This is a genomic window from Streptomyces sp. NPDC052020, from assembly GCF_040680575.1.
GTDB lineage: Bacteria > Actinomycetota > Actinomycetes > Streptomycetales > Streptomycetaceae > Streptomyces.
In genome coordinates this window covers 158762-183068 of the sequence record NZ_JBFAWY010000014.1, presented here as the reverse complement: position 1 = coordinate 183068, position 24307 = coordinate 158762, and the positions used below count along the sequence as shown (strand labels likewise).

The window sequence follows — 24307 nt, the reverse complement described above, 5'->3', positions numbered from 1 at the left end:
TCCGGCCTCTCCCGGCACCGGGGGCGGGCCGGCTGGTGAGCCGGGGGACGCACCCGCCGGGGTGGCCGCGGCGGTGACCGGCCGGAACCGGCTGGACTTCGCGAAGTCCGCGCCCAAGGTCTTCCGCGCCCTGATCGGTTTCGACGCCGCCGCCCGTGAGGCCCTCGACCCGGCCCTGGTGGAGCTGATCCAGATCCGCGCCTCGCACCTCAACCACTGCGCCTACTGCCTGCACATGCACACCGCCGACGCCCGCAGGGCCGGCGAGAGCGAGGACCGGCTGCACATGGTCGCCGTGTGGCGCGAGGCCCGTCACTTCTTCAGTGAGCGGGAGCGGGCGGCCCTCGCGCTGACGGAGGCGGTGACCCTGGTCGCCGGCGGCGCAGTGTCCGACGACGTCTACGCCCGCGCCGCCGCCCACTTCGACGAGCGGGAACTGGCACACGTACTCGCCCTGATCTTCGCGATCAACACCTGGAACCGGGTGGCCCTGTCGACCGCCAAGGTCGCGGGCACGGACGAGCGGCGCTGAGCCGGGGTCGACGTCCCCCGGGGGTGCGCTGGGGGTGCGCCGTCTCAGACCGGCATCGGCCGGTCGTACGGACCGATCGGCCGATGGCAGCCGCGTGCTCCCGCCCGGCAGGCAGCGGCCCGCGGCCGCGCCATCGCCCGATGGTCCGGTGACCTGCGCGGCCGCGCCATGAGGGCCCCCGGGCCGGCCCCGGGCCACGGCCGGTCGGCGGCCGGAGCATCATGGGCCCTGTGCGACTGGAAGCGATCACCTGGGACCGGCTCGGCGATCTGCTCGCCGAGCGCCTGCTCGACCTGCGGCCGGCCGACGGCGGTGCGTGGCCGCGCGTCGCCATCGACGGAGCCCCCGCCGCCCGCCCGGGCGACCTCGCCGCCCGCGTCTGCGAGGCCCTGCGCCTGCGCGGACGCGCTTGCCTCGTCGTCGGCACCGACGGCTTCCTGCGTCCCGCGTCGGTCCGTCTGGAGCACGGCCGCCAGGACGTCGAGTCCTACTACGGCGGCTGGTACGACACGGGCGCGCTGTGGCGGGAGGTCTTCGGCCCCCTCGACCCCGGCGGCGACGGACGCGTCCTGCCCGACCTGTGGGACCCCGTCGCCGACCGCGCCACACGCAGCCCCTACGTCTCCCTCCCGCCCGGCAGCCCCCTGCTGCTCCACGGCCCCTTCCTGTTGCGCCACTGGTTCCCCCTCGATCTGAGCGTCCACATCCTGTTGTCCCCGGGCGCGCTGCGCCGCCGGACCCCCGGCACCGAGCAGTGGACCCTGCCCGCCTTCGAGCGGTACGAGCGGGAGACCGACCCCGCCGCCACCGCCGACGTCCTGATACGCGCCGACGACCCGCGTCACCCGGCGTGGAGCGGCTGACGCACCGCCCGCGCCGGGCTCGCGCCGCCCCGGCCGCGGCGCCCCGTGCCCGCCGCCGTCACAGCCAGCCGTTGCGCCGGAATCCGCGGTACAGGGCCAGGCAGGCCAGGGATATGACGCCGATGACCATGGCGTAGCCGTACCGCCAGCCAAGCTCCGGCATGTGGTCGAAGTTCATGCCGTACATACCGCAGACCATGGTCGGCACGGCGACGATCGCGGCCCAGGCCGTGATCTTCCGCATGTCCTCGTTCTGGGCGACCGTGACCTGGGCGAGATGGGCCTGGAGGATGGAGTTCAGCAGTTCGTCGAAGGAGGCGATCTGCTCCACGGCCCGCAGCAGGTGGTCGGACACGTCGCGGAAGTAGGCCTGTATCTCCGGGTCGACCACCCGGCTCGGCCGGGAGGCGAGCTCCTCCAGCGGCCGTCCGAGCGGCACCACCGCCCGCTTCAGCTCGATGAGTTCGCGCTTGAGCTGGTAGATCCGCCCCGGGTCGGCCCGCGCGCCGTGCTCCGCGAAGACCTCCGTCTCCACCTCGTCGATGTCTTCCTGCACGGCGTCGATGACGGTCAGGAAGTCGTCGACCACGTGGTCCGCGACCGCGTGCAGCACGGCCGAGGGCCCCTTGGCGAGCTGCCGGGGCTCCGACTCCAGATCCTCGCGCAGCGGACCCAGCGAGCCGTGCCGCCCGTGCCGGACCGTCACCACGAAGTCCCGGCCGGCGAACACCATGATCTCGCCGGTGTTCACGATCTCGCTGCTGGCCGTCAGCTGCTCGTGCTCGACGTAGCAGACCGTCTTGAAGACGGCGAAGAGCGTCTCGCCGTACCGCTCCAGCTTCGGCCGCTGGTGGGCCTCGATGGCGTCCTCGACCGCCAGCGGGTGCAGGTCGAACAACTCGGCGATGCCGGCGAACTCCTGGTCCGTCGGCTCGTGCAGCCCCAGCCAGACGAAGCCGTCACCGTGCTTGCGGACCCGCTCGACGGCGTCGACGAGGTCGCCGCCCCCGGGGGTGCGGACACCGTCGCGGTAGGTCACGCAGTTCACCACCGAGGACCCCAGCGGAGACCGGGCGGGGTGGCTCAGGTCGACGCGTGGGCGCCGCCGGGTCAGCCGCGCCACCTTGCGGAGGCCGCCGGCCCGGCCGAGCCTGGTGACCTTCCGCAGGTTCCCTGCCATGGACATCTGGATCTCCTCGGGTGGATCTCCTGGCGCCCTGCTTCCAGCGCCTTGGCGCGCCAGTCTGCCAGGTCGGCGGGATCGGCGGGCGGGCCTGTGGAAGGGCGGCGTTCCGCTTGGTTTCCGGCTGCGGAAGAGGGGCGTTCGGCGTGGTTTCCGGCTGCGGAGGAAGGGCGTTCGGCGTGGCGGCGCGGCGTCCGGGCGGAGGACGTAATCCTGCGGCGGCGGCCCCGGAGACCGCTTGCCCACGGGCCGGACGGGCGCGCCGGCGCGCACGGTCGGCCGCACGTGCCGTACCGGAGCGTCGACCGTTCCGGACAATGCGGGCAACTGGGATGATCACGGCATGACGCCTACCGATGGATACCTCCTCGCCCACCGGCACCCGGAGGCGGCGGACGGCTCCGACGTCTCCGCCGCCCTCTTCGATCCCACGACCTTCCGGCACCTGGAGGCTCTCGGTGTCGGCCCCGGCTGGCGCTGCTGGGAGGTCGGTGCCGGCGGCACCTCCGTGGTGTCGTGGCTCGCCAAGAAGGTCGGTCCGACCGGACGGGTCGTCGCGACCGACACCGACATCTCGCGGCTCGCTCCGGTGGCCCGGCCCCCGGTCCAGGCGCGCCTCCACGACGTGGGGGCCGAAGAGCCGCCGGGGGAGGGCTTCGACCTGGTGCACGCCCGGCTCGTGCTCGTCCATGTCCCCGAGCGGAAACGGGCGTTGCGGTCGATGGTCAAGGCCCTGCGTCCGGGCGGACGTCTCCTGGTCGAGGACGCCGATCCCACCCTGCAACCGCTGTCCTGTCCCGACGAGCACGGCCCCGAGCAGCAGCTGGCGAACCGGATCCGCCACGGGCTGCGCCGGCTGCTCGCCCACCGCGGGGCCGACCTGGCCTACGGCCGCACCCTCCCGCGCCTGCTCAGGCAGGCCGGACTGCGCCGCGTCGAGGCCGACGCCTACTTCCCGATCACCTCGCCGGCCTGCGCCGCCCTGGAGGCCGCCACCATTCGCCAGGTGCGTGACCAGCTCGTCTCCGCGGGCCTGGCCACGGACCAGGACATCGACCGCCATCTCGTCAACGTGGGGTCCGGCAGCATGGACCTGGCGACCGCCCCGATGATCTCGGCTTGGGGGCGCAAGGCGCAGAGCCTCGGGCACGGGGGCTGATCCCGCGGCGCCCCGGCTCCGGAGAGGTGCCCGGCCCGGCCCTGGCGTCCGGGGTGCTGAGGCCGGCCCCGGCCCCGGCGTCGGCCTCGGGGCGTCCGGCGACCAATCACCTGCCCCTGCCCTCGGCGTCGGGGCGGAGGCAACCCTCTGCCCCGGCGTCCGGGGCGCGCGGCGCGGCCCCCGAGCCCTTCCCGGTCGTCAGCCCGTCCCGGGAGGTCTGCCGCCGATCCGCTCGACCGCCAGCGCGCCCGCCCGGCAGCCCTCCTCCGCCGCCTGTCGCGGACCGGCCCCGGCGAGCAGAGCGGCCAGGAAGGCACCCGTGAAGGCGTCACCCGCGCCCGTGGTGTCCCGGGGCGTGGCCGGAACGGCGGGGACCCGCGCGCACACGCTGCCGGAGCGTGCCACCACCGCGCCGTCGCCGCCCCGCTTGGCGACCACCAGGGGGACGCGGCGGCTGAGCTCGGCCGCCGCCTCCGCCACGTCGGGCAGTCCGGTGAGCAGACACGCCTCGTCACGGCTGGGCAGCAGGATGTCCACCCCTGCCGCGAGGGCCAGGAAGCGGCCGGCGCCGAGCCCGGTGAGGAAGCCCGCCGACGCGGGGTCCAGACTGACCGGCACCCCGCGCGCGCGTGCCGACTCCATGGCCACGGCGACCAGCGCGCGGCCGGTCTCGGAGAAGAGCAGGTAGCCCGACAGGTGGAGGCGGGCGACCCCGTCCAGCAGCGCGTCGGACCAGTCGCCGGGCGCCAGCCGCAGGGACGCCCCGCTGTCGGTGAGGAAGGTCCGCTCCGCCGCGGCGCCAGCGTCGACCAGGCAGATCACCGTCCCCGTGGCCGCCTCCGCGTCGACGGTCAGCACAGGCCGTACGCCGCGGGCGGCCAGGTGCCGCTCGTGCCAGGCCGCCGCGTCCGCGCCGACCCGTCCGAGGAACCGTACGTCCGCGCACCCCGCGTGGGCGGCCCAGCACGCCACGTTGGCGCCCGCCCCGCCCGGGAGCGTGCGGATCGCGGCGGGCGTGTCCGTGCCCGCCGCGAGCGGCCCGTGATGCCGGGCGACCACGTCCGTGACGACGTCCCCGACGACCAGCAGTCCGCCGCCCGGCCCCGCGCTCACGCCCCCGCCCAGGCCGCCGCGACGCGCGCCGCCAGCCGGACGTTGCCGCGCACCGCGGCGAGATTGGCGCCCAGCGAGGCTCCGTCGGTGTGCCGCACCAGATAGTCCAGCAGGAACGGCGTGACCGCCTGGCCGGTGACTCCCTCCTCCTCGCACGCGCGCAGCGCGTCGGCGAGCACCCGCGCGTGCAGCCCCGGATCCAGCTGCTCGCCCGGCGGCACCGGGTTGGCGACGACGAGCGCGGATTCCGGTGCGCCCAGCAGGTCCTGAGCCCGCATCACCTCCGCCACCTGCCCGGGTGTGTCCAGCCTCCAGCCGACCGGGTGCCCCGAGTCGGACAGGTAGAAGCCGGGGAAGCGGTCCGTGCCGTAACCGGCCACCGCCACGCCGAGCGTCTCCAGCCGTTGCAAGGTCGCCGGCACGTCCAGGATCGACTTCACGCCCGCGCACACCACCGTGATCCGGGTGCGCGCCAGCAGGCCCAGGTCGGCCGACTCGTCCTGGGTCTCCGTCCACCGCCGGTGCACACCGCCGAGCCCGCCGGTGGCGAACACCCGTACCCCCGCGCGGGCGGCCAGCAGGGCGGTCGCCGACACCGTGGTCGCGCCGCTCGCTCCGCTCGCCACCGCGAGCGGCAGGTCGCGGTGGCCCAGTTTCCGGATGCCGTCCTCGTTCGCCACCCGTTCCAGCTGCCGCCCGCCCAGACCGACATGGGGCCGTCCGTCCAGCACGGCGATCGTCGCCGGTACGGCGCCCTCCCGCCGGACCGCCTCCTCCAGCTCCAGGGCCACCCGCAGATTGCGCGGGCGGGGCAGCCCGTGCGCGATGATCGTGGACTCCAGGGCCACCACCGGGCGACCCGCGCCGAGCGCCTCCCGCACCTCTTCCGACACCACCAGCACCATGGGCCCGCCTCCCGTCCGTCGGTCCTCCCTCATCCCTGGCGGGCGGCGCACCGGGGCAAACCCGGTGCGGCCTTCGCCGGCCGCATGAGCCCGGACCCATGGCGAAAACGCGCCGTGTCCCGTCCGGAGCGTGTCGCCCGCCGGGCGACCCGGTGGCCTCGGAGGACCACGCCCGCCCGCCACCGCGGCCAGGAAGCGCCCGGCGGCGATCCGGCCGCCTCGCCGCCGGGCCCGGCCACCCGGGGCGGGCCGCCCGGGCCCTGGACGGCACCGCCTCCGTCAGAACAGCGGCTCGGGCAGTACGCCCTCCAGGGCGAGGAGCCTGCGCTTGGTCTCCAGACCGCCGCCGAACCCGCCGATGCCGCCGCCGCTCTCCACGACGCGGTGGCACGGCACCACCACCGGCAGCGGGTTGGCGCCCATCGCCACCCCCACGGCCTGTGAGGCGCCGGGCTGGCCGACCCGCCGGGCCAGGTCGCCGTAGCCGACGACCGAGCCGTACGGGACGCCGAGCAGCTCCCGCAGCACCTCCCGGTTGAAGCCCGAGATCAGCGACCAGTCCAGCGGCAGGTCGAAGTCGCGCCGCCCACCCGTGAGGTACGCCTCGACCTGCCGTATCGCCTCGGCCAGCAGCGGGGAGCCGGGCGCCTCGGCCGGCTCGGTGCCCAGCCGGGACGCCAGCCGGCCGAGCGCCCGGTCGCGCACCGGATCCGTGGCGTGGAACACGACGTTGACCAGGCCCTCGCGGGTCGCCGCCAGCAGCAGCGGCCCGATGCCGGTGTCCATGACGCTCCACACGACGCGCCGCCCGTACCGCCCATGGCTGTCCATGCGCCCACGGTACGACCCGCCACTGACAGTGCCGGGGGCGGAAGCCGGCCACCGGCGTACGCCCCCGGGCCGGGTGTCACTCCCCGGCGTTCCGTACCGCGCCGCGCACCACGTCGGGCTTGTTGGTGATGATGCCGTCGACGCCGTAGCCCGCGACCTGCCGGGCGCGGCCGGCGTCGTCGACCGTCCAGGTGAAGACCTCCAGCGGCTTGCCGTGCGGGCCGGCGGAGGCATGTACGGCGGACACGTAGTCCGCCGACAGCGAGGCGTGCGAGGGGTTGATCTGGTCGGTGAACGCCGCGTACGAGGGCAGCTCCGCCACGGGCGGCGCGCCGAGGAAACCGGTCTTCACGGCCGGCTTCAGCTCGTGGACGGTGCGGACGCTGCCGGCGCTGAAGCTCTGCACGATCAGCCGGTGCGCCACATGCCGCCGGTCCAGCCAGCCCTCGTTGGCCAGGACCTTGAGGGTCTGCCGCTCGATGCCCGGGTACAGGCCCGGGTTCTTGATCTCCAGCAGCAGCTTCTGGTGGTGGCGCTCGACGCGCCGCACGTACTGCTCCAGCGTCGGCACGCGCGCGCCCGCGTAGGCGGGCCCGAACCAGCTCCCCGCGTCCAGCCGGGCGATCTCGGCGGCGGTGAAGTCCTTCACCTTCCAGGGCGCCCGGTCGGGGAACACCTCCTCGACGTCGGTGGTGCGGCGCAGACTGTCGTCGTGGAGGACGACCAGCTCGCCGTCCTTGGTGCGCTGGACGTCGTTCTCCACCCAGCGGATGCCCAGCTCGGCCGCCTTGTCCACGGCGGCCAGGGTGTTCTCCGGCGCGTACGCGGAGGCCCCCCGGTGGGCGATCACCGTGGGCGGCCGCGTGCCGCCGTCGACGGCGTGGGCGGGGGAGGAGGGGGTCAGCAGGCAGACTCCCAGGAGCGCGGTGGTCGTGGCGGCAACTGCGCGCGCGTGCATGCGTACTCCTCGCGTCGGGCGATCACGGACAGCTCAACTGTGACAGCAGAGCGACAACGGCAGGCGGGTGCAGAATGGCCACAGACTGAATGGCGGTGCTCAACTCCGCTCACCGCGGCCGCACAACTGGGGCGAGACCGTGATTCTTTGCCTGAAAATCGTTCGACCATTCCGGTAGGGGTCATACTCTCTGCCTCGACCCTGCCCGCTCGCGCGGTGCTGGGAGGGGTGTATACCGGATGATTCCGGATGGAAGAGGGCGGAAAGGTAGCCGCGCATGCAGGGCATGGTCGACGGATTCAGCTACGGACTCGTCACGCCGCTGGTGGCCTACCTCATGGCCTGCCTCGGCGGAGCTCTCGGCCTGCGCTGCACCACCAGATCGATGCGGGTGGCCCCGTCCAGGCGCCCCGGGTGGCTCCTCCTCGGCTCCGCGGCGATCGGCTCCGGCATATGGACCATGCACTTCATCGGGATGATGGGGTTCACGATCCACGGCACGCCGATCCGTTACGACGTGCCGATGACGTTCGCGAGCCTGGCCGTCGCCATCGTCATGGTCGGCCTCGGGATCTTCATCGTCGGCTACCGGGGCACGCGCGGAGCGGCCCTGTTCACCGGCGGCACCGTCACGGGCCTGGGCATCGCCTCGATGCACTACCTGGGCATGGCCGGTATGCGCCTTGACGGAGAGCTGCGGTACAACACGCTCACCGTCGCCGCGTCCGTCGTCATCGCCATGGCCGCCGCCACCGCCGCCCTGTGGGCCGCCGGGCAGGAGCGCGGCTTCCTGTGGAGCGTGGGCGCGAGCCTGGTGATGGGGCTCGCCGTCAGCGGCATGCACTACACGGGTATGGCCGCCCTCAGCGTCCACCTGCACGGCACGGCCGAGCCCGCGTCGGGAGAGTCGGCGGCGGCCCTGCTCGCACCGATGCTGGTCGGGCCGCTGGCCTTCCTGATCCTGGCGGGCGTCGTCGTGATCTTCGACCCGCTGATGGTCACGGGCCGCCTCCCCGCCGCGCCGGCCGAGCACAAGCCGGGCGTGCCCGCCCGCCCGGCCGCCCGCGACACGGCCGGCCCGGCGGCCCGTCCCTCCCGGCCGCACCCCCGCCGCCCCCTGGCGCGCAGGCGCTCCCGGGTCCCGCAGAACCGCTGATCGGGACCGGTTGTCAGTGCGGGGTCGTACGGTTGATGACATGCGGCCCGTTTCCCACATCGAACGCACGGTGGCGCCCTTCGAGGTCGTCAGCCCCTACCAGCCGAGCGGCGACCAGCCCGCGGCCATCACCGAGCTCGCCCGGCGCATCGAGGGGGGCGAGAAGGACGTCGTCCTGCTCGGCGCGACCGGCACCGGCAAGTCCGCCACCACCGCGTGGATGATCGAGAAGCTCCAGCGCCCCACCCTCGTGATGGCGCCGAACAAGACGCTGGCCGCCCAGCTGGCGAACGAGTTCCGCGAGCTGCTGCCGAACAACGCCGTCGAGTACTTCGTCTCGTACTACGACTACTACCAGCCCGAGGCGTACGTCCCGCAGTCGGACACCTACATCGAGAAGGACTCCTCGATCAACGAGGAGGTCGAGCGCCTGCGCCACTCCGCGACCAACTCGCTGCTCACCCGCCGTGACGTCGTCGTGGTCGCCTCGGTCTCCTGCATCTACGGCCTGGGCACGCCGCAGGAATACGTGGACCGCATGGTCCCCCTCCGGGTCGGCGACGAGGTCGACCGGGACGAGTTGCTGCGCCGTTTCGTGGACATCCAGTACACGCGCAACGACACCGCCTTCACCCGCGGCACCTTCCGCGTCCGCGGCGACACCATCGAGATCTTCCCCGTGTACGAGGAGCTCGCCGTCCGCATCGAGATGTTCGGCGACGAGATCGAGGCCCTGTCCACCCTGCATCCGCTCACCGGCGAGATCCTCAGCGACGACCAGCAGCTGTACGTCTTCCCCGCCTCCCACTACATCGCCGGCCCCGAGCGCATGGAGCGGGCGGTCAACGGCATCGAGAAGGAGCTGGCCGAGCGCCTGGCCGAGCTGGAGAAGCAGGGCAAGCTCCTGGAGGCCCAGCGCCTGCGGATGCGCACGACGTACGACATCGAGATGCTCCGCCAGATCGGCACGTGTTCCGGCGTGGAGAACTACTCGATGCACTTCGACGACCGCCTGCCCGGCTCCCCGCCGAACACCCTGCTGGACTACTTCCCGGACGACTTCCTGCTCGTCATCGACGAGTCGCACGTCACCGTCCCGCAGATCGGCGCCATGTACGAGGGCGACGCCTCCCGCAAGCGCACCCTGGTCGACCACGGCTTCCGGCTGCCCTCCGCCCTCGACAACCGCCCGCTGAAGTGGGAGGAGTTCCAGGAGCGCATCGGGCAGACGGTTTATCTGTCCGCGACGCCCGGCTCCTACGAGCTGTCCCGCTCGGACGGCGTGGTCGAGCAGATCATCCGCCCCACCGGCCTGGTCGACCCGGAGGTCGTGGTCAAGCCCACCGAGGGGCAGATCGACGACCTGGTGCACGAGATCCGGGGGCGGATCGAGAAGGACGAGCGCGTCCTGGTCACCACGCTCACCAAGAAGATGGCCGAGGACCTCACGGACTACTTCCTGGAGCTCGGCATCCAGGTGCGCTACCTGCACAGCGACGTCGACACCCTGCGCCGGGTGGAACTGCTACGCGAGCTGCGCAGCGGCGAGTACGACGTCCTGGTCGGCATCAACCTGCTGCGAGAGGGACTGGACCTGCCCGAGGTGTCCCTGGTGGCGATCCTCGACGCCGACAAGGAGGGCTTCCTGCGTTCCGGGACCTCCCTGATCCAGACCATCGGCCGCGCGGCGCGCAACGTCTCCGGCCAGGTCCACATGTACGCGGACAAGATCACCCCGGCGATGGCGAAGGCCATCGACGAGACCAACCGCCGCCGGGAGAAGCAGATCGCGTACAACAAGGCGAACGGCATCGACCCCCAGCCGCTCCGGAAGAAGATCAACGACATCGTGGCGCAGATCGCCCGCGAGGACATCGACACCGAGCAGCTGCTCGGCTCGGGCTACCGCAAGTCGAAGGACGGCAAGGGCGCCAAGGCACCCGTGCCCTCCCTCGGCGGCAAGGCGGCCACGGGACCGGGCGCCGCGTCCGGGAAGTCCGCCAAGGGCAAGGCCAAGGAGGCGGTGCCCACCGACCGTCCCGCGGCCGAGCTCGCCGAGCAGATCGAGGACCTCACCGCCCGGATGCGCGCCGCCGCCGCGGACCTCCAGTTCGAGATCGCCGCCCGGCTGCGCGACGAGGTCGCGGAGATGAAGAAGGAGCTTCGCCAGATGCGGGAGGCGGGCCTGTCCTGACGGCCGCGCGGGCGCCGGTCCGCACCGGACCGGCGCCCGCCCTTCTCCCGTGCCCCGCCCGGGACGCGCTGTGTTGCAAGACCGCCACAATGCGCGGAGCGCGGTACGGCACTGTCAGTGGCCGTGCGTAGTGTTCTGGGTAACCGCGGGCGCCGCGGCGACAGGGGACTGTCCGAGAGGGGAATCAGCGCGTGACCGTCAACATGACCAAGGGTCAGGCCATCAGTCTGCAGAAGAACGACGGGGCCAGCCTGACCGCGGTGCGCATGGGTCTCGGCTGGCAGGCGGCCCCCCGGCGCGGCCTGTTCGGCTCCCGCACCCGGGAGATCGACCTCGACGCCTCGGCGGTCCTGTTCGCGGACAAGCAGCCGGTCGACGTCGTGTTCTTCCGGCATCTGGTGAGCGACGACGGCTCGGTGCGCCACACCGGGGACAACCTCGTCGGCGGTGTCGGCCAGGGCGGCGACGACGAGGCGATCCTGGTCGACCTCCAGCGCGTCCCGGTCCACATCGACCAGATCGTCTTCACCGTGAACTCCTTCACCGGCCAGACCTTCCAGGAGGTGCAGAACGCGTTCTGCCGCCTGGTCGACGAGACCAACGGCGAGGAGCTCGCCCGCTACACCCTGGCCGGCGGCGGTGCCTACACCGCCCAGATCATGGCGAAGGTGCACCGCACGGGCGCGGGCTGGACGATGACCGCCCTCGGCTCCCCGGCCAACGGCCGCACCTTCCAGGACCTGATGCCGGCGATCCTGCCCGTGCTGTGACCCGGCCCGTGCCCGCCCCGCGGCGGGCACGGACGGACGGGCGGCGCAGGCACACCACGAGCGGACACAGGGGGAGAAGGCGATGAGGGCCGAGCTGGTGCGGGGGCAGAACCACCCGCTTGACCGGGCCCGTCTGGTCATCCGGGTCTCGGCCGGCACACCGGTCGTGGCCGCGGCCACCCTCGGCGACGCCGACGGGAAGGTCCACGACGAGGCATGGGTCGCCCACCCGGGCACACCCGTCCTGCCGGGCCTGGAGGTCCCCCGGCGGGCGGACGCCGACCACCGCCTCACGGTCGACCTGGACGCCGTGCCGGACGCCGTGCACCGCGTCAGCGTGCTGCTCGCCCTGCCCGCGGGCGACGGCTCGGGCCCCGCCCGGTTCGGTGCCGTCGCCGCCCCCTTCCTGGCCGTCACCGGTCTCGACGGCACCGAGATCGCCGGTTACGCCGTCACCGGCCTGGACGCCGAGGCCGCCGTCGTCGCCCTGGAGTTCTACCGCCGGCAGGGCGTCTGGAAGGTGCGCGCCGTCGGCCAGGGCTACGCGGGCGGCCTCGCCGAGCTCCTCACCGACCAGGGACTGCCCCAGGCCCACCGTCTCGCCGCCGGCATCGCCGAGGCGGCGGCCGGGGGCCCGGGCCGCGGGGCCCCGGCCCCGGCCTCGCGCCCGGCGGACGGCGACCGCTCCCGGCCGGCCACCGCACCGGCGCTCGGCCCGGACCACGGCGCGGCCACGCTCCGCGGCGCCCCCGAACCCGTGCCGGCGGTTCCCCACGTCCCGCACCCCGCGCACGGCGCCCCGCCGCCCGGCACACCGGGACAGCCCGCGTCGCCGTCCGGCCCGGGCGCGGCGGACCGCTCCGCCGTCACCCCGCCGTCCGCGCCCGCCGGCGGCCCGGTCGACTACAGCCATCCCCGCCGCCACAGCGCGGCTCCTCCGCCGCCCCCGCCGGCCGCGCCCGGGCAGCCCGCGCGCCCCGTCGCGGGCGACGCCCCCGGCTGGTCCCTGGAAGAGCGGCTCTACAACCAGGTGTGGGGCATGTTCGAAGACCTGGCCCGCGCCACCGCCGCCTACCGCGGCGCCGTCGACTTCGCCGACGCGCGCAGGGAGCGGGAGCTCGACCAGATCCTGGCCGACCCGCGCAGCCGGATCAGCGGGCAGGGCGACGCCGCCCGGGAGGCGGCCGAGGTCCGGCACGTCGAGCTCGTCGACCGGGCCCGGGAGGCTTTCGACCGGGACCTCGCCCAGCTCACCGCCGAGGCCGAGGTCGTCGAACCCGCGCTGCCGCCGGCGTTCGCGCGCTGGGACAGCCCCGTCTGGCACGCCTACCGGGTGCCGGGGGAGATGCCCATGGCCCTGCGCCTGGGCGACCTCCACCTGCCCGAGGCCGACCGGCTGCGCATACCCATGCTGGTCCGGCTGCCGCTGGAGCGCGGTCTGTGGATCGACAGCGGAGCCGCGGGCCCAGCCGACGGAGGGTTCACCGACACCCATGAGCTGCGGCGCCGCGCCCTGGAGAGCGGCGTCGCGCACGCGGCCCGGCTGCTCGCCGCGCACCCGGCGGGCGAGTTCACCGTGCACGTCGTCGACCCGGCCGGCTCCGGCGCGCCGGCGCTGGCTCCGCTGGTGCGGGCCGGAGTGCTGGCGGATCCGCCCGCGCTCGGCGCCGCGGGAGTGGCGGAGGTGCTGGCCCGGCTCACCCAGCGTGTCGATCTGGTCCAGATGGCGGTGCGCGGGGGCGCCGGCGACTCCCTGCCGCGGGGCTTCGACACCTCCCAGCGGCTGCTGATCGTCCACGACTTCCCGCACGGCTTCGACGACCGGGCGGTGAACCAGCTGCGCTATCTGGCGGACGAGGGACCGGCCGTCGGCGTGCACCTGATGGTGGTCGCCGACCGCGAGGAGTCCGCCGGGTACGGGCCGCTGCTCGACCCGCTGTGGCGTTCCCTGCTGCGGCTCACCCCGGTGGCCGACGACCATCTCGCCGACCCCTGGGTCGGGCACGCGTGGACGTACGAGCCGCCGCTCCCGCCGCCCGGCAGCCAGGTGCTTCAGCAGGTGCTCACCCGGGTCGCCGCGGCCCGCCGCACGGGACTTCGCTGATCACGGCCCTGTGCGTCAGAAATGATCACAGCCCCGTGCGTCAAGTGATCGCAAAGCAGCTCTGACCAGGTGTTTTGATCTTTCCTTTGCCGATCTCTTTACTGTTCCTTGGTGATTGGGGTACTGTCGTTCGTACGGAGGGGAGTACTCCCTGTCTGCTGCGGCGTACCCGTCAATACGGATCAGGCCAGATCCCGGGGCGTCGGCCGTGGGTTCCGGAGCGCGTGACGCGCGCCGGATGCCCGGGGTGGAAGAGACCTCCGGCAGCGACGACGCTGACATCTGCCGTGTTACGTACTGCCGGAGGCGCAGTGGAAGTTTCCATGACCCTGTGGGTCCTGACCATCGTGGGCCTCGCCGCCCTGATCGCGGTCGATTTCTTCATCGGGCGCAAGCCGCACGATGTATCGATCAAGGAAGCGGGCATCTGGACGGGTGTCTGGATCGCCCTGGCCTGTGTCTTCGGGCTCGGCCTGCTCGTCTTCGGAGGCGGCCAGCCCGCCGGCGAGTTCTTCGCCGGCTTCATCACCGAGAAGTCGCTGAGCGTCGACAACCTCTTCGTCTTCGTCCTGATCATGGCCAAGTTCGCCGTGCCCTCGCAGTACCAGCAGCGGGTACTGCTCGTCGGCGTGCTCATAGCCCTGGTCCTGCGGGCGATCTTCATCGCGGCCGGTGCCGCCATCATCGCCAGCTTCTCCTGGGTCTTCTACCTCTTCGGCGCCTTCCTGATCTGGACCGCCTGGAAGCTGATCCAGGAGGCGCGGGCCGACGAGCAGGACGAGGAGTACGAGGAGAACAAGCTGCTCAAGGCGGCCGAGCGCCGCTTCGGCGTCGCCGACCGCTACCACGGCACCAAGCTGTGGATCCAGCAGAACGGCAAGCGGGTCATGACCCCGATGCTGGTCGTGATGCTCGCGATCGGCACCACGGACGTGCTCTTCGCGCTGGACTCGATCCCCGCGATCTTCGGCCTGACCCAGGACCCGTACATCGTCTTCACGGCCAACGCGTTCGCCCTGATGGGTCTGCGCCAGCTGTACTTCCTCATCGGCGGTCTGCTGAAGAAGCTGGTCCACCTCTCCTACGGCCTGTCGATCATCCTCGGCTTCATCGGCGTCAAGCTGGTCCTGCACGCCCTGCACGAGTCGGGGGTCCACGTGCCGGAGATCAGCATCCCGGTCTCGCTCGGCGTGATCTGCGCGGTCCTGATCGTCACCACCCTCACCAGCCTGAGGGCGACCCGGAAGCAGGCGGCCGCCGAAGCGGAGGGTCCGCGGGGCGACGACGCGGCGAAGGACAGCGTCGGGGCCTGACGGCCGTAGGCATCTGACCCCTGGCACCGGGAGGGGCGAGCGGCGTATCGCCGGCCGCCCCTCCCGGCGCCCGCGCGTCGGCGGCCGGCCACTCCGGGCCCTCCCGGGTGGCCGGAATGCGAAACCCGTCCACCTTTGCGACGATCGCCGCATGACCACTCGGCCCAGGGCGCTCATGGCCCAGTGGACGACCGCCGTGCCCGTCGCCGCGGCCGTCCTGCTGGTCCTCACCTGGGGACGCGACCTGCCCGGCGCCGTCGTCGCGCTGGTGACGCTCGTCCTCGCCGGAGCGGTCCTGGCCGCCGTCCACCACGCCGAGGTGGTGGCGCACCGGGTCGGCGAGCCCTTCGGCTCCCTCGTCCTCGCCGTCGCCGTCACGATCATCGAGGTGGCTCTGATCGTCACCTTGATGGCGGACGGCGGGGACAAGAGTTCCACCCTGGCCCGGGACACCGTCTTCGCGGCCGTGATGATCACATGTAACGGCGTCGTCGGGCTCAGCCTGCTGGTCGCCTCCCTGCGGCACCGCACGGCCGTCTTCAACCCCGAAGGCACCGGTGCCGCCCTCGCGACGGTCGCGACCCTCGCCACCCTCAGCCTGGTACTGCCGACGTTCACCACCAGCAAACCGGGCCCGGAGTTCTCCACGGTGCAGCTCACCTTCGCGGCGCTCTCCTCGCTCATCCTGTACGGCCTGTTCATCGCCACCCTGACCATCCGGCACCGCGACTACTTCCTGCCCGTCACCCGGCAGGGCCGCGCCATCACGGCGGAGGACCACGCCGACGCGCCGTCCACCCGCACCGCCCTGGTCAGTCTCGGACTGCTGGGGCTCGCCCTGATCGGTGTGGTCGGCCTGGCCAAGGGAGTGTCGCCCACCATCGAGGACGTGGTGGACGCCGCTGGGCTGCACCACGCCGTCGTCGGAGTGATCATCGCGCTGCTGGTGCTGCTGCCCGAGACCATCGCCGCGTTGCGCTCCGCGCGCCGCGACCGGGTGCAGACCAGCCTGAACCTCGCGCTCGGGTCCGCGATGGCCAGCATCGGCCTGACCATCCCCGCGGTCGCCCTGGCGACGGTGTGGCTCCCCGGGCCGCTCGTCCTCGGCCTGGGATCCATCCACATGGTGCTGCTCGCCCTGACCGTGGTGGTCGCCTCCCTGACGGTCGTACCGGGCCGCGCCACGCCGTTGCAGGGAGGTGTCCACCTGGTGTTGTTCGCCGCCTACCTGGAACTCGCGATCAATCCCTAGCCGGCCCCGGTGCCCGGCCCCCGGCGGGCGGGCCCGGTCAGCCGGTGGCGGGCCGCTCCGCCACCACCGGCACCGGACGTGTCTCGGGCAGCAGCGCGAAGCACCCGAGGCTCAGCAGGGCGAGCGCGGTCAGATACGCCGCCACCCCCCAGGGCACCCGCCCGCCCTGCTCGGCGAGGGCCGTCGCCGCGATCGGGGTGAGCGCGCCCCCGAGGACACCGCCGAGGTTGTAGCCGACCGCGGCGCCCGTGCAGCGCACCCGGGGCTCGTACAGCTCCGGAAGATAGGCGGCGATCACCGCGAACATGGTGATGAACGCGAGCATCGCGCCCAGGAAACCGAGGAACATCGGCAGCGGCGCGCCGGTCGCCAGCAGCGCGACCATCGGGAACATCCACAGGGCAGCGGCCGTGCACCCGGCCAGGCACAGCGGACGCCGGCCGTACCGGTCCCCGAGCAGCGCCGCCAGCGGGGTGACGGCGCCCTTGACCAGCACCGCGGCCATGATGCAGGTCAGCATGACGCTGCGGCTCGCCCCCAGCCGCTCGGTCGCGTACGCCAGGGACCAGGTGGTCACGGCGTAGAAGATCGCGTAACCGGCGGCGAGCGCCCCGGCCGTCAGCAGGACGAGGCGCCAGTGATCGCGCACCACCTCCGCGAGCGGCACGCGCGCGTGGTCGTCGATCTCCAGGAAGCGAGGGCTCTCGGTGAGCGACGACCGCAGCCACAGCCCGGCCAGGGCCAGCCCGCCCGCCATCCAGAACGGCACCCGCCACCCCCACTGGGCGAACTGCGCGTCGGACAGCGTCGCCGACAGCGCCAGCATCACCCCGTTGGCGAGCAGGAAGCCGGCCGCGGGCCCGATCTGAGGGAAGCTCGCCCACAGCGCGCGCCGCTCGGCGGGAGCGTGCTCCGCGGTCAGCAGCACGGCTCCACCCCACTCCCCGCCGAGCCCGAGTCCCTGGAGGAACCGCAGGAGCATCAGGAGCAGGGGAGCGGCCAGACCGATCGTCCCGTACGTCGGCACGCAGCCGACCGCGACCGTCGAGGCACCGGTCAGCAGCAGCGAGGCGACGAGCACCGGCCGCCGCCCGCGCCGGTCCCCGATGTGCCCGAACAGCACCGACCCCAGCGGCCGGGCCACGAAGCCCACCCCGAACGTCGCGAAGGCGGCCAGCGTCCCCGCCATCGGCGAGAACGTCGGGAAGAACAGCGGCCCCAGCACCAGCGCCGCCGCGGTCCCGTACACGAAGAAGTCGTAGAACTCGATCGCCGTCCCGGCGAGCGACGCGGCGGCGAGCCGCGGCATGGAGGGTGTCCTCACGGCACGTACATCGTTCACGCCGCCACAACTACCCACCGTGATCACCGGTTACGGGGGCGCACGGGGGCGGCCCGAGGGTCACGCGGGTCAGTACGTGACGGTGATGCGCCGGGCGGGACCGTCCACGCGGATGAGGCCCCCGTAGGGGAGGACGAGCTGCGGATCGGTGTGCCCGAAGTCCACGTCGAACACGATCGTTGTGCCGGGAGCGTAGGCGCGCATGGCGGCGAGCACGGCCTCGCGCTGCTCCGCCGCGTAGCGGGCACCCTCCTCGGGGGTGCGGGGACGCTCGAAGGACCACGTCTTGGGCCGGGCCATCAGCAGGGCCGAGAAAGGCTGGAGCAGGCCGCGCTCGCCCATGCTCCGCAAGGTGCGGAAGACCTCGGCGGCGCCCGGCATCTCCTCCGACGTCTCCAGGAACAGCACGCCGCCGTCGAACACCGCCGGGTCTCGCGGGATCTCCCGGTCGGCCATGAGCAGCTGGCCGAGGATCTCCAGGCAGCCGCCCCAGCCGCGGCCCTCCACCACCCGGTCGGCGCCGACCCAGGTCCACCCGGTCCCGGGCCGGGTGGCCGGCTCCTCGTCGAACGTCGCCGGGTCGGCCCAGTCGCGGTCCACATCGCGCCAGCGCGCGGCCGGGCGCAGCTCGTACGGTCCCGAGGTGAACAGCGCCGCCCGCAGGGACTCCTCGGTCTGCGGGTGCAGGGCGCCGGGGCGGCCCAGCTCGCACATCACGGACCCGCCGTGGTAGCCGACGATTCCCATGCGGTGCAGACAGGCCAGCAGATTGGTGTTGTCGCTCCAGCCGAAGAAGGGCTTCGGGTGGGCGCGTATCAGCTCCCGGTCCAGCAGCGGCAGCACCGTGATCTGGTCGTCGCCGCCGATCGAGGCGATCACGGCCTTGACGTCCGGGTCCGCGAAGGCGGCGTGGATGTCCGCCGCCCGCTCCCATGGTGCCGACCCCATCGTCCGGGTGGCCGGGTACTCGACCGGCTCCAGCCCGAAGTCCTTCCGCAGCCGCTCCAGGCCCAGTTCGAACGGGAGCGGGAAGAGACCCGGCAGGCCGGAGGAGGGCGAGATCACCGCGATGCGGTCACCGGGCGAGGGCTTGGGAGGGTACACGGGCGTCATCATGACGGGAGGGTACGGCCGGCCGGCCCGCCGGGGCACCGTGATAAACCGGGTCGAGCAGCGGTCGTCGAACGCGCCGCCCGCCCCTCGAACGGACCGGAGGAACCGTGCCCCGCACCCTGGCCAACGCCCCGATCATGATTCTCAACGGCCCCAACCTGAACCTGCTCGGCCAGCGTCAGCCGGAGATCTACGGGCCCGACACCCTCGCCGACGTCGAGGCGATGTGCGCCAAGGCGGCGGCCGCGCACGGCGGCACGGTGGACTTCCGCCAGTCCAACCACGAGGGGGAGCTGGTCGACTGGATCCACGAGGCGCGGCTGAACCACTGCGGGATCGTGATCAACCCGGCCGCCTACTCGCACACCTCGGTCGCGATCCTGGACGCGCTCAACACCTGTGACGGTCTGCCGGTGGTGGAGGTCCACATCTCCAACATCCACCAGCGGGAGTCGTTCCGGCACCACTCCTACGTCTCGCTGCGCGCCGACGGAGTCATCGCCGGGTGCGGGGTACAGGGCTATGTCTTCGGTGTGGAGCGCGTCGCGGCGCTGGCGGGGGCGGCGCGGGCCGAGGCGTGAGCCGTGGGCCCGGCCCGGCGCCCGCCCGCCGTCGCGGCCCGGGCCGCGACACGAGACGGCCTCCGGGCCGCGACACGAGGCGGCCTCCGGGCCGCACGCCCGCGCGTGCGCGCCTCCGCGAGGCCGGCCGGCGCCCACGCGTGTGCCGCCCGGGGCCGTCCGGGCCCAGGCGTGTCCGCGGCCTCCGGGCGGGCCGCACGCGCGCGTGCGCCGCGTCGGCGTCTGATCACCAGCCGCGCGCGTGCCACTCCGGCAGATGGGGCCGTTCCGCGCCCAGCGTGGTGTCGTTGCCGTGCCCCGGGTAGATCCACGACTCGTCCGGGAGGACGTCGAAGATCTTCGTCTCCACGTCGTGGATCAGGCTGGCGAACGCCTTGGGGTCCTTGTGGGTGTTGCCCACGCCGCCGGGGAAGAGGCAGTCCCCCGTGAAGACGTGGGGATGCCCGTGCGGGTCGTCGTAGACCAGGACGATGGAGCCCGGCGTGTGCCCGACCAGATGGCGCGCGGTCAGCTCCACCTGCCCCACGCGGATGGTGTCGCCGTCGTCGACCAGGACATCGGTCGGCACGGGGATGCCCTCGGCGTCGTGGCGGCCCGCGTACGTGCGGGCACCGGTGGCCGCGACCACCTCGGCGAGCGCCTGCCAGTGGTCGCCGTGACGGTGGGTGGTGACGACCGACGCGATGCCGTCGCCGCCGATCATGCCGAGCAGGGTGCCGGCCTCGTTGGCGGCGTCGATCAGCAGTTGCTCGTCCGTGGCCCGGCAGCGCAGCAGATAGGCGTTGTTGTCCATCGGACCGACCGCGATCTTGGTGATCATCAGGTCCTTGAGCTCGTGCACGTCGGCGGGCCCGCCGGCCCTCACCTCTCCGCTGTACGTCATGCCGGTCAGCCTAGTGCCCCGGCCGGGACCGCCGCCGGGCATCGCGTCTACAGCGGGGGAAGCGCCGGGAGCGGACCGCCCGCCACCGACAGCGCCGACCCGTCGCGGCGTCCGGCCAGCCACCCGAGCAGGTCCGCCTCGCTCCCCGTGACGGTGACCGCGGGCGCGTCCGCCTCCCGGCCCGTGCCCCACACGCGCGTACCGTCGGTCAGGCGGGTGGGCGGCACGTCCGGGTGGCCGGTGAACCGCTCGGCGAGGAAGCCGATCTCCCGCTCCGTGAACTGGGCCGGGAGGTCCTCCAGCTCGTATCCCGCCGCCAGGTCCACGTGGTGCAGCTCCACCTCCACCCACCGCCGGAAGGGCACCCGCCGGGCGGAGTCGGTGACCCCGTTGCGCAGCTCCACCGTGCGGGACCAGTCCCCGGGGGCGGCCCCGGCCGCCTCGAAGCGGGCCGCGCTCTCGCGCAGGTCGGCGAGGTGTGCGTCGAGGGGGCGCGGGGCGTCCCGCTCGATGTCGGCGTCCCGGGCCTCTCCGGAGACGTACATGGGGCGTCCTTCGAGGACGTTCACCAGAGCGTCCGCGTTGCGGGCGAGGTGGGCGAGGACATGGCCGCGCGTCCAGCCCGGCAGCCGTGACGGCTCCGTCACAGCCGAGTCGTCCAGTTCGCCGACCGCGGCGAGCAGCCGTTCGGTAGCGTCACGTACAGACGCCAGGTCACGCGCGTGATCCATCATGGTGCTGACCCTAGACCGCGCCACACGTTCGGGTGAAGGTGGCGGACCATCCCCGTAAATCGAATGCGCGTGCTATATGGTCGGACGTGGCGTCGGGCATGCTGGAGAGCCGGGGTTTGTTGACAACCCGTGAATCCGACCGGCGTTGTCAGTGGCTCCCCCTAGTGTGAGAAAGCACGGGGGCCCCGCCCCTGTCACTTCTCCCAAGAAAGGTGCGGACCGGCGTGGCCGACCGTCTCATCGTCCGTGGCGCGCGCGAGCACAACCTGAAGAACGTCTCGCTCGACCTGCCTCGTGACGCGCTCATCGTCTTCACGGGCCTGTCCGGGTCGGGCAAGTCCTCCCTGGCCTTCGACACGATCTTCGCCGAGGGCCAGCGGCGCTACGTGGAGTCGCTCTCCTCCTACGCCCGGCAGTTCCTGGGCCAGATGGACAAGCCGGACGTCGACTTCATCGAGGGCCTCTCCCCGGCGGTCTCCATCGACCAGAAGTCGACCTCGCGCAACCCGCGCTCCACGGTCGGCACCATCACCGAGGTCTACGACTACCTCCGCCTGCTCTTCGCGCGCATCGGCAAGCCGCACTGTCCCGAGTGCGGCCGCCCGATCTCGCGCCAGTCGCCGCAGGCCATCGTCGACAAGGTCCTGGAACTGCCCGAGGGCAGCCGCTTCCAGGTGCTGTCCCCCCTGGTGCGCGAGCGCAAGGGCGAGTTCGTCGACCTCTTCGCCGACCTCCAGACCAAGGGCTACTCCCGCGCGCGGGTCGACGGCGAGACCGTCCAGCTCTCCAACCCGCCCACCCTGAAGAAGCAGGAGAAGCACACCATCGAGGTGGTCGTCGACCGCCTCACGGTCAAGGACTCCGCCAAGCGCCGCCTCACCGACTCCGTCGAGACCGCTCTCGGCCTGTCGGGCGGCATGGTCGTGCTCGACTTCGTCGACCTCCCCGAGGACGACCCGGAGCGCGAGCGCATGTACTCGGAGCACCTGTACTGCCCGTACGACGACCTCTCCTTCGAGGAGCTGGAGCCCCGCTCGTTCTCCTTCAACTCGCCCTTCGGCGCCTGCCCCGACTGCACGGGCATCGGCACGCGCATGGAGGTCGACCCGGAGCTGATCGTCCCGGACCCGGAGAAGTCCCTGGACGAGGGCGCCATCCACCCCTGGTCGCACGGCCACACCAAGGACTACTTCGGCCGTCTGATCGGCGCGCTCGCCGAGGCTCTCGGCTTCCGGACGGACATCCCCTTCGCGGGCCTGCCGCAGCGCGCCAAGAAGGCCCTGCTCCACGGCCACAAGACGCAGGTGGAGGTCCGCTACCGCAACCGGTACGGCCGCGAGCGCCGCTACACCACGGCCTTCGAGGGCGCGGTGCCGTTCGTCAAGCGCCGGCACAGCGAGGCCGAGTCCGACGCCAGCCGGGAGCGCTTCGAGGGCTACATGCGCGAGGTGCCCTGCCCCACCTGTGAGGGCACCCGCCTCAAGCCCGTCGTCCTCGCGGTCACCATCGAGGGCAGGTCGATCGCCGAGGTCTCCGCGATGTCGATCAGCGACTGCGCGGAGTTCCTGGGCGAGCTGAAGCTCACCGCCCGCGACAAGAAGATCGCCGAGCGCGTGCTGAAGGAGGTCAACGAGCGGCTGCGGTTCCTGGTCGACGTCGGCCTGGACTACCTCTCGCTGAACCGCGCGGCCGGCACGCTCTCCGGCGGCGAGGCCCAGCGCATCCGCCTGGCCACCCAGATCGGCTCCGGCCTCGTCGGCGTCCTGTACGTCCTCGACGAGCCGTCCATCGGCCTGCACCAGCGCGACAACCACCGGCTGATCGAGACCCTGGTCCGGCTGCGCGACATGGGCAACACGCTCATCGTCGTCGAGCACGACGAGGACACCATCAAGACCGCCGACTGGATCGTCGACATCGGCCCCGGTGCCGGCGAGCACGGCGGCAAGGTCGTGCACAGCGGTTCCCTGAAGGAGCTGCTCGCCAACGCCGAGTCGCAGACCGGCCAGTACCTGTCGGGCAGGAAGTCCATTCCGCTGCCCGAGGCCCGGCGCCCGCTCGACCCGTCCCGCCGGCTCACCGTGCACGGCGCCCGCGAGAACAACCTGAAGGACATCGACGTCTCCTTCCCGCTGGGCGTGTTCACCGCGGTCACCGGTGTGTCCGGCTCCGGCAAGTCGACGCTGGTCAACGACATCCTGTACACGCACCTCGCCCGTGAGCTGAACGGCGCGAGGAACGTACCGGGGCGGCACACGCGCGTGGACGGCGACGACCTCGTCGACAAGGTCGTCCACGTCGACCAGTCGCCGATCGGCCGCACCCCGCGGTCGAACCCGGCGACGTACACCGGCGTCTTCGACCACATCCGCAAGCTGTTCGCCGAGACGACCGAGGCCAAGGTCCGGGGCTACATGCCCGGCCGGTTCTCCTTCAACGTCAAGGGCGGCCGCTGCGAGAACTGCGCGGGCGACGGCACGATCAAGATCGAGATGAACTTCCTCCCGGACGTGTACGTGCCGTGCGAGGTCTGCCACGGAGCCCGGTACAACCGGGAGACCCTGGAGGTCCACTACAAGGGCAAGTCCATCGCCGACGTCCTGAACATGCCGATCGAGGAGGCCATGGACTTCTTCGAGGCCGTCCCCGCGATCTCCCGCCACCTCAGGACGCTGAACGACGTCGGTCTCGGCTACGTCCGCCTCGGCCAGTCCGCGACCACGCTGTCCGGCGGCGAGGCGCAGCGCGTGAAGCTCGCCAGCGAGCTCCAGCGCCGCTCCACCGGACGCACGGTCTACGTCCTGGACGAGCCGACCACCGGTCTGCACTTCGAGGACATCAGCAAGCTGCTGAAGGTCCTGTCCGGGCTGGTTGACAAGGGCAACACGGTCATCGTCATCGAGCACAACCTCGACGTGATCAAGACCGCCGACTGGGTCGTCGACATGGGACCCGAGGGCGGCGCCGGCGGTGGCCTGGTGGTCGCCGAGGGCACCCCCGAGCAGGTCGCCGCGGTCCCGGCCAGCCACACCGGCAAGTTCCTGCGGGACATCCTGGGAGCCGACCGGATCAGCGACGCGGAGCCGGTGAAGGCCCCGCGCAAGGCCGCCAGGACGGTGGCCGCCAAGGCCGCCACCGCCAGGAAGACCGCCACCGGGACGGTCGACGGCACCGCCGCCAAGAGGACGGCCGCCAAGAAGTCGGCCACGAAGAAGGCGGCCGCCGAGAAGACGGCCACCGGACGGACCGCCGCGAAGAAGTCCACTCGGGCGGGCAAGGCCTGACAGGCCGGACAGGGCCGGCCGGCCGCGTAAGGACGCG

At 72.7% G+C, this 24307-nt stretch carries 20 protein-coding genes; 11 read left to right on the top strand and 9 right to left on the bottom strand.

What is annotated here, in order from left to right:
- Positions 1–73 precede the first annotated feature (73 nt).
- Together AB0L74_RS17395 and AB0L74_RS17390 are read left to right on the top strand one after the other, a co-directional pair.
- Entirely contained in the window at positions 74–532 is a 459-nt protein-coding gene (locus tag AB0L74_RS17395; RefSeq protein WP_365652136.1) for a carboxymuconolactone decarboxylase family protein, read from the top strand.
- A gap of 230 nt (positions 533–762) precedes the next feature.
- The gene (locus tag AB0L74_RS17390) at positions 763–1395 is read left to right on the top strand and encodes a uridine kinase (protein ID WP_365652133.1); all 633 of its coding nucleotides are present in this window, start codon (positions 763–765) and stop codon (positions 1393–1395) included.
- A 58-nt stretch (positions 1396–1453) separates the two neighbouring features.
- Here the strand turns inward: AB0L74_RS17390 and AB0L74_RS17385 are convergent, their stop codons facing one another.
- On the bottom strand, positions 1454–2581 hold the full coding sequence (locus AB0L74_RS17385; RefSeq protein ID WP_365652130.1) for a magnesium and cobalt transport protein CorA: 1128 nt from the start codon (positions 2579–2581) through the stop codon (positions 1454–1456).
- A gap of 340 nt (positions 2582–2921) precedes the next feature.
- Between AB0L74_RS17385 and AB0L74_RS17380 the strand changes: the two genes are divergently transcribed.
- Positions 2922–3737 carry a methyltransferase domain-containing protein gene (locus AB0L74_RS17380; RefSeq protein ID WP_365652127.1) on the top strand — a complete coding sequence of 272 codons (816 nt, stop codon included), beginning with the start codon at positions 2922–2924 and terminating at the stop codon, positions 3735–3737.
- 198 nt (positions 3738–3935) lie between these two features.
- Here the strand turns inward: AB0L74_RS17380 and AB0L74_RS17375 are convergent, their stop codons facing one another.
- From AB0L74_RS17375 to AB0L74_RS17360, 4 genes are all read right to left on the bottom strand, one after another.
- Positions 3936–4850 (bottom strand): PfkB family carbohydrate kinase, encoded by a 915-nt coding sequence (locus AB0L74_RS17375; protein WP_365652124.1) that lies wholly within the window; start codon positions 4848–4850, stop codon positions 3936–3938.
- The gene (locus tag AB0L74_RS17370; RefSeq protein WP_365652121.1) at positions 4847–5755 is read right to left on the bottom strand and encodes a pseudouridine-5'-phosphate glycosidase; all 909 of its coding nucleotides are present in this window, start codon (positions 5753–5755) and stop codon (positions 4847–4849) included. The genes AB0L74_RS17375 and AB0L74_RS17370 overlap by 4 nt, the downstream gene beginning before the upstream one ends.
- Positions 5756–6034: 279 nt before the next feature.
- Positions 6035–6586 carry a methylated-DNA--[protein]-cysteine S-methyltransferase gene (locus AB0L74_RS17365; RefSeq protein ID WP_365652118.1) on the bottom strand — a complete coding sequence of 184 codons (552 nt, stop codon included), beginning with the start codon at positions 6584–6586 and terminating at the stop codon, positions 6035–6037.
- 76 nt (positions 6587–6662) lie between these two features.
- Positions 6663–7544, bottom strand: coding sequence for a glycerophosphodiester phosphodiesterase family protein (locus AB0L74_RS17360; protein WP_365652114.1), 882 nt, complete (start codon positions 7542–7544; stop codon positions 6663–6665).
- A gap of 277 nt (positions 7545–7821) precedes the next feature.
- Here AB0L74_RS17360 and AB0L74_RS17355 point away from each other — a divergent pair, with 277 nt between their 5' ends.
- From AB0L74_RS17355 to AB0L74_RS17330, 6 genes are all read left to right on the top strand, one after another.
- Entirely contained in the window at positions 7822–8700 is an 879-nt protein-coding gene (locus AB0L74_RS17355; protein WP_365652111.1) for an MHYT domain-containing protein, read from the top strand.
- Between the two features lie 40 nt (positions 8701–8740).
- Positions 8741–10894, top strand: a complete 2154-nt coding sequence (gene uvrB / locus AB0L74_RS17350) for an excinuclease ABC subunit UvrB (protein ID WP_365652108.1) — start codon at positions 8741–8743, stop codon at positions 10892–10894.
- Between the two features lie 191 nt (positions 10895–11085).
- Positions 11086–11664 (top strand): TerD family protein, encoded by a 579-nt coding sequence (locus AB0L74_RS17345; protein WP_365652106.1) that lies wholly within the window; start codon positions 11086–11088, stop codon positions 11662–11664.
- Positions 11665–11746: 82 nt separating this feature from the next.
- Positions 11747–13768 (top strand): TerD family protein, encoded by a 2022-nt coding sequence (locus AB0L74_RS17340; RefSeq protein ID WP_365652103.1) that lies wholly within the window; start codon positions 11747–11749, stop codon positions 13766–13768.
- Positions 13769–14079: 311 nt separating this feature from the next.
- A complete protein-coding gene (locus AB0L74_RS17335) occupies positions 14080–15081 on the top strand; it encodes a TerC family protein (RefSeq protein WP_365652100.1) in 1002 nt (333 codons plus the stop codon).
- A 151-nt stretch (positions 15082–15232) separates the two neighbouring features.
- Complete coding sequence (locus AB0L74_RS17330; RefSeq protein ID WP_365652097.1) at positions 15233–16333, top strand: ionic transporter y4hA; 1101 nt, start codon at positions 15233–15235, stop codon at positions 16331–16333.
- Positions 16334–16370: 37 nt separating this feature from the next.
- On the opposite strand, the gene AB0L74_RS17325 is transcribed toward AB0L74_RS17330, so the two are convergent.
- Both AB0L74_RS17325 and AB0L74_RS17320 read right to left on the bottom strand, forming a co-directional pair.
- The gene (locus AB0L74_RS17325; protein WP_365652194.1) at positions 16371–17642 is read right to left on the bottom strand and encodes an MFS transporter; all 1272 of its coding nucleotides are present in this window, start codon (positions 17640–17642) and stop codon (positions 16371–16373) included.
- Between the two features lie 102 nt (positions 17643–17744).
- Positions 17745–18791 (bottom strand): S66 peptidase family protein, encoded by a 1047-nt coding sequence (locus AB0L74_RS17320; protein WP_365652094.1) that lies wholly within the window; start codon positions 18789–18791, stop codon positions 17745–17747.
- A gap of 104 nt (positions 18792–18895) precedes the next feature.
- On the opposite strand from AB0L74_RS17320, the gene aroQ reads away from it, so the two are divergent.
- Positions 18896–19369, top strand: a complete 474-nt coding sequence (aroQ, locus tag AB0L74_RS17315; protein WP_365652091.1) for a type II 3-dehydroquinate dehydratase — start codon at positions 18896–18898, stop codon at positions 19367–19369.
- 226 nt (positions 19370–19595) lie between these two features.
- Here the strand turns inward: aroQ and AB0L74_RS17310 are convergent, their stop codons facing one another.
- Both AB0L74_RS17310 and AB0L74_RS17305 read right to left on the bottom strand, forming a co-directional pair.
- Complete coding sequence (locus tag AB0L74_RS17310) at positions 19596–20252, bottom strand: MBL fold metallo-hydrolase (RefSeq protein ID WP_365652089.1); 657 nt, start codon at positions 20250–20252, stop codon at positions 19596–19598.
- A gap of 47 nt (positions 20253–20299) precedes the next feature.
- The gene (locus AB0L74_RS17305; RefSeq protein ID WP_365652086.1) at positions 20300–20986 is read right to left on the bottom strand and encodes a maleylpyruvate isomerase family mycothiol-dependent enzyme; all 687 of its coding nucleotides are present in this window, start codon (positions 20984–20986) and stop codon (positions 20300–20302) included.
- Between the two features lie 224 nt (positions 20987–21210).
- Between AB0L74_RS17305 and uvrA the strand changes: the two genes are divergently transcribed.
- Positions 21211–24270 (top strand): excinuclease ABC subunit UvrA, encoded by a 3060-nt coding sequence (uvrA, locus tag AB0L74_RS17300; RefSeq protein WP_365652083.1) that lies wholly within the window; start codon positions 21211–21213, stop codon positions 24268–24270.
- The last annotated feature ends 37 nt before the right edge of the window (positions 24271–24307 follow it).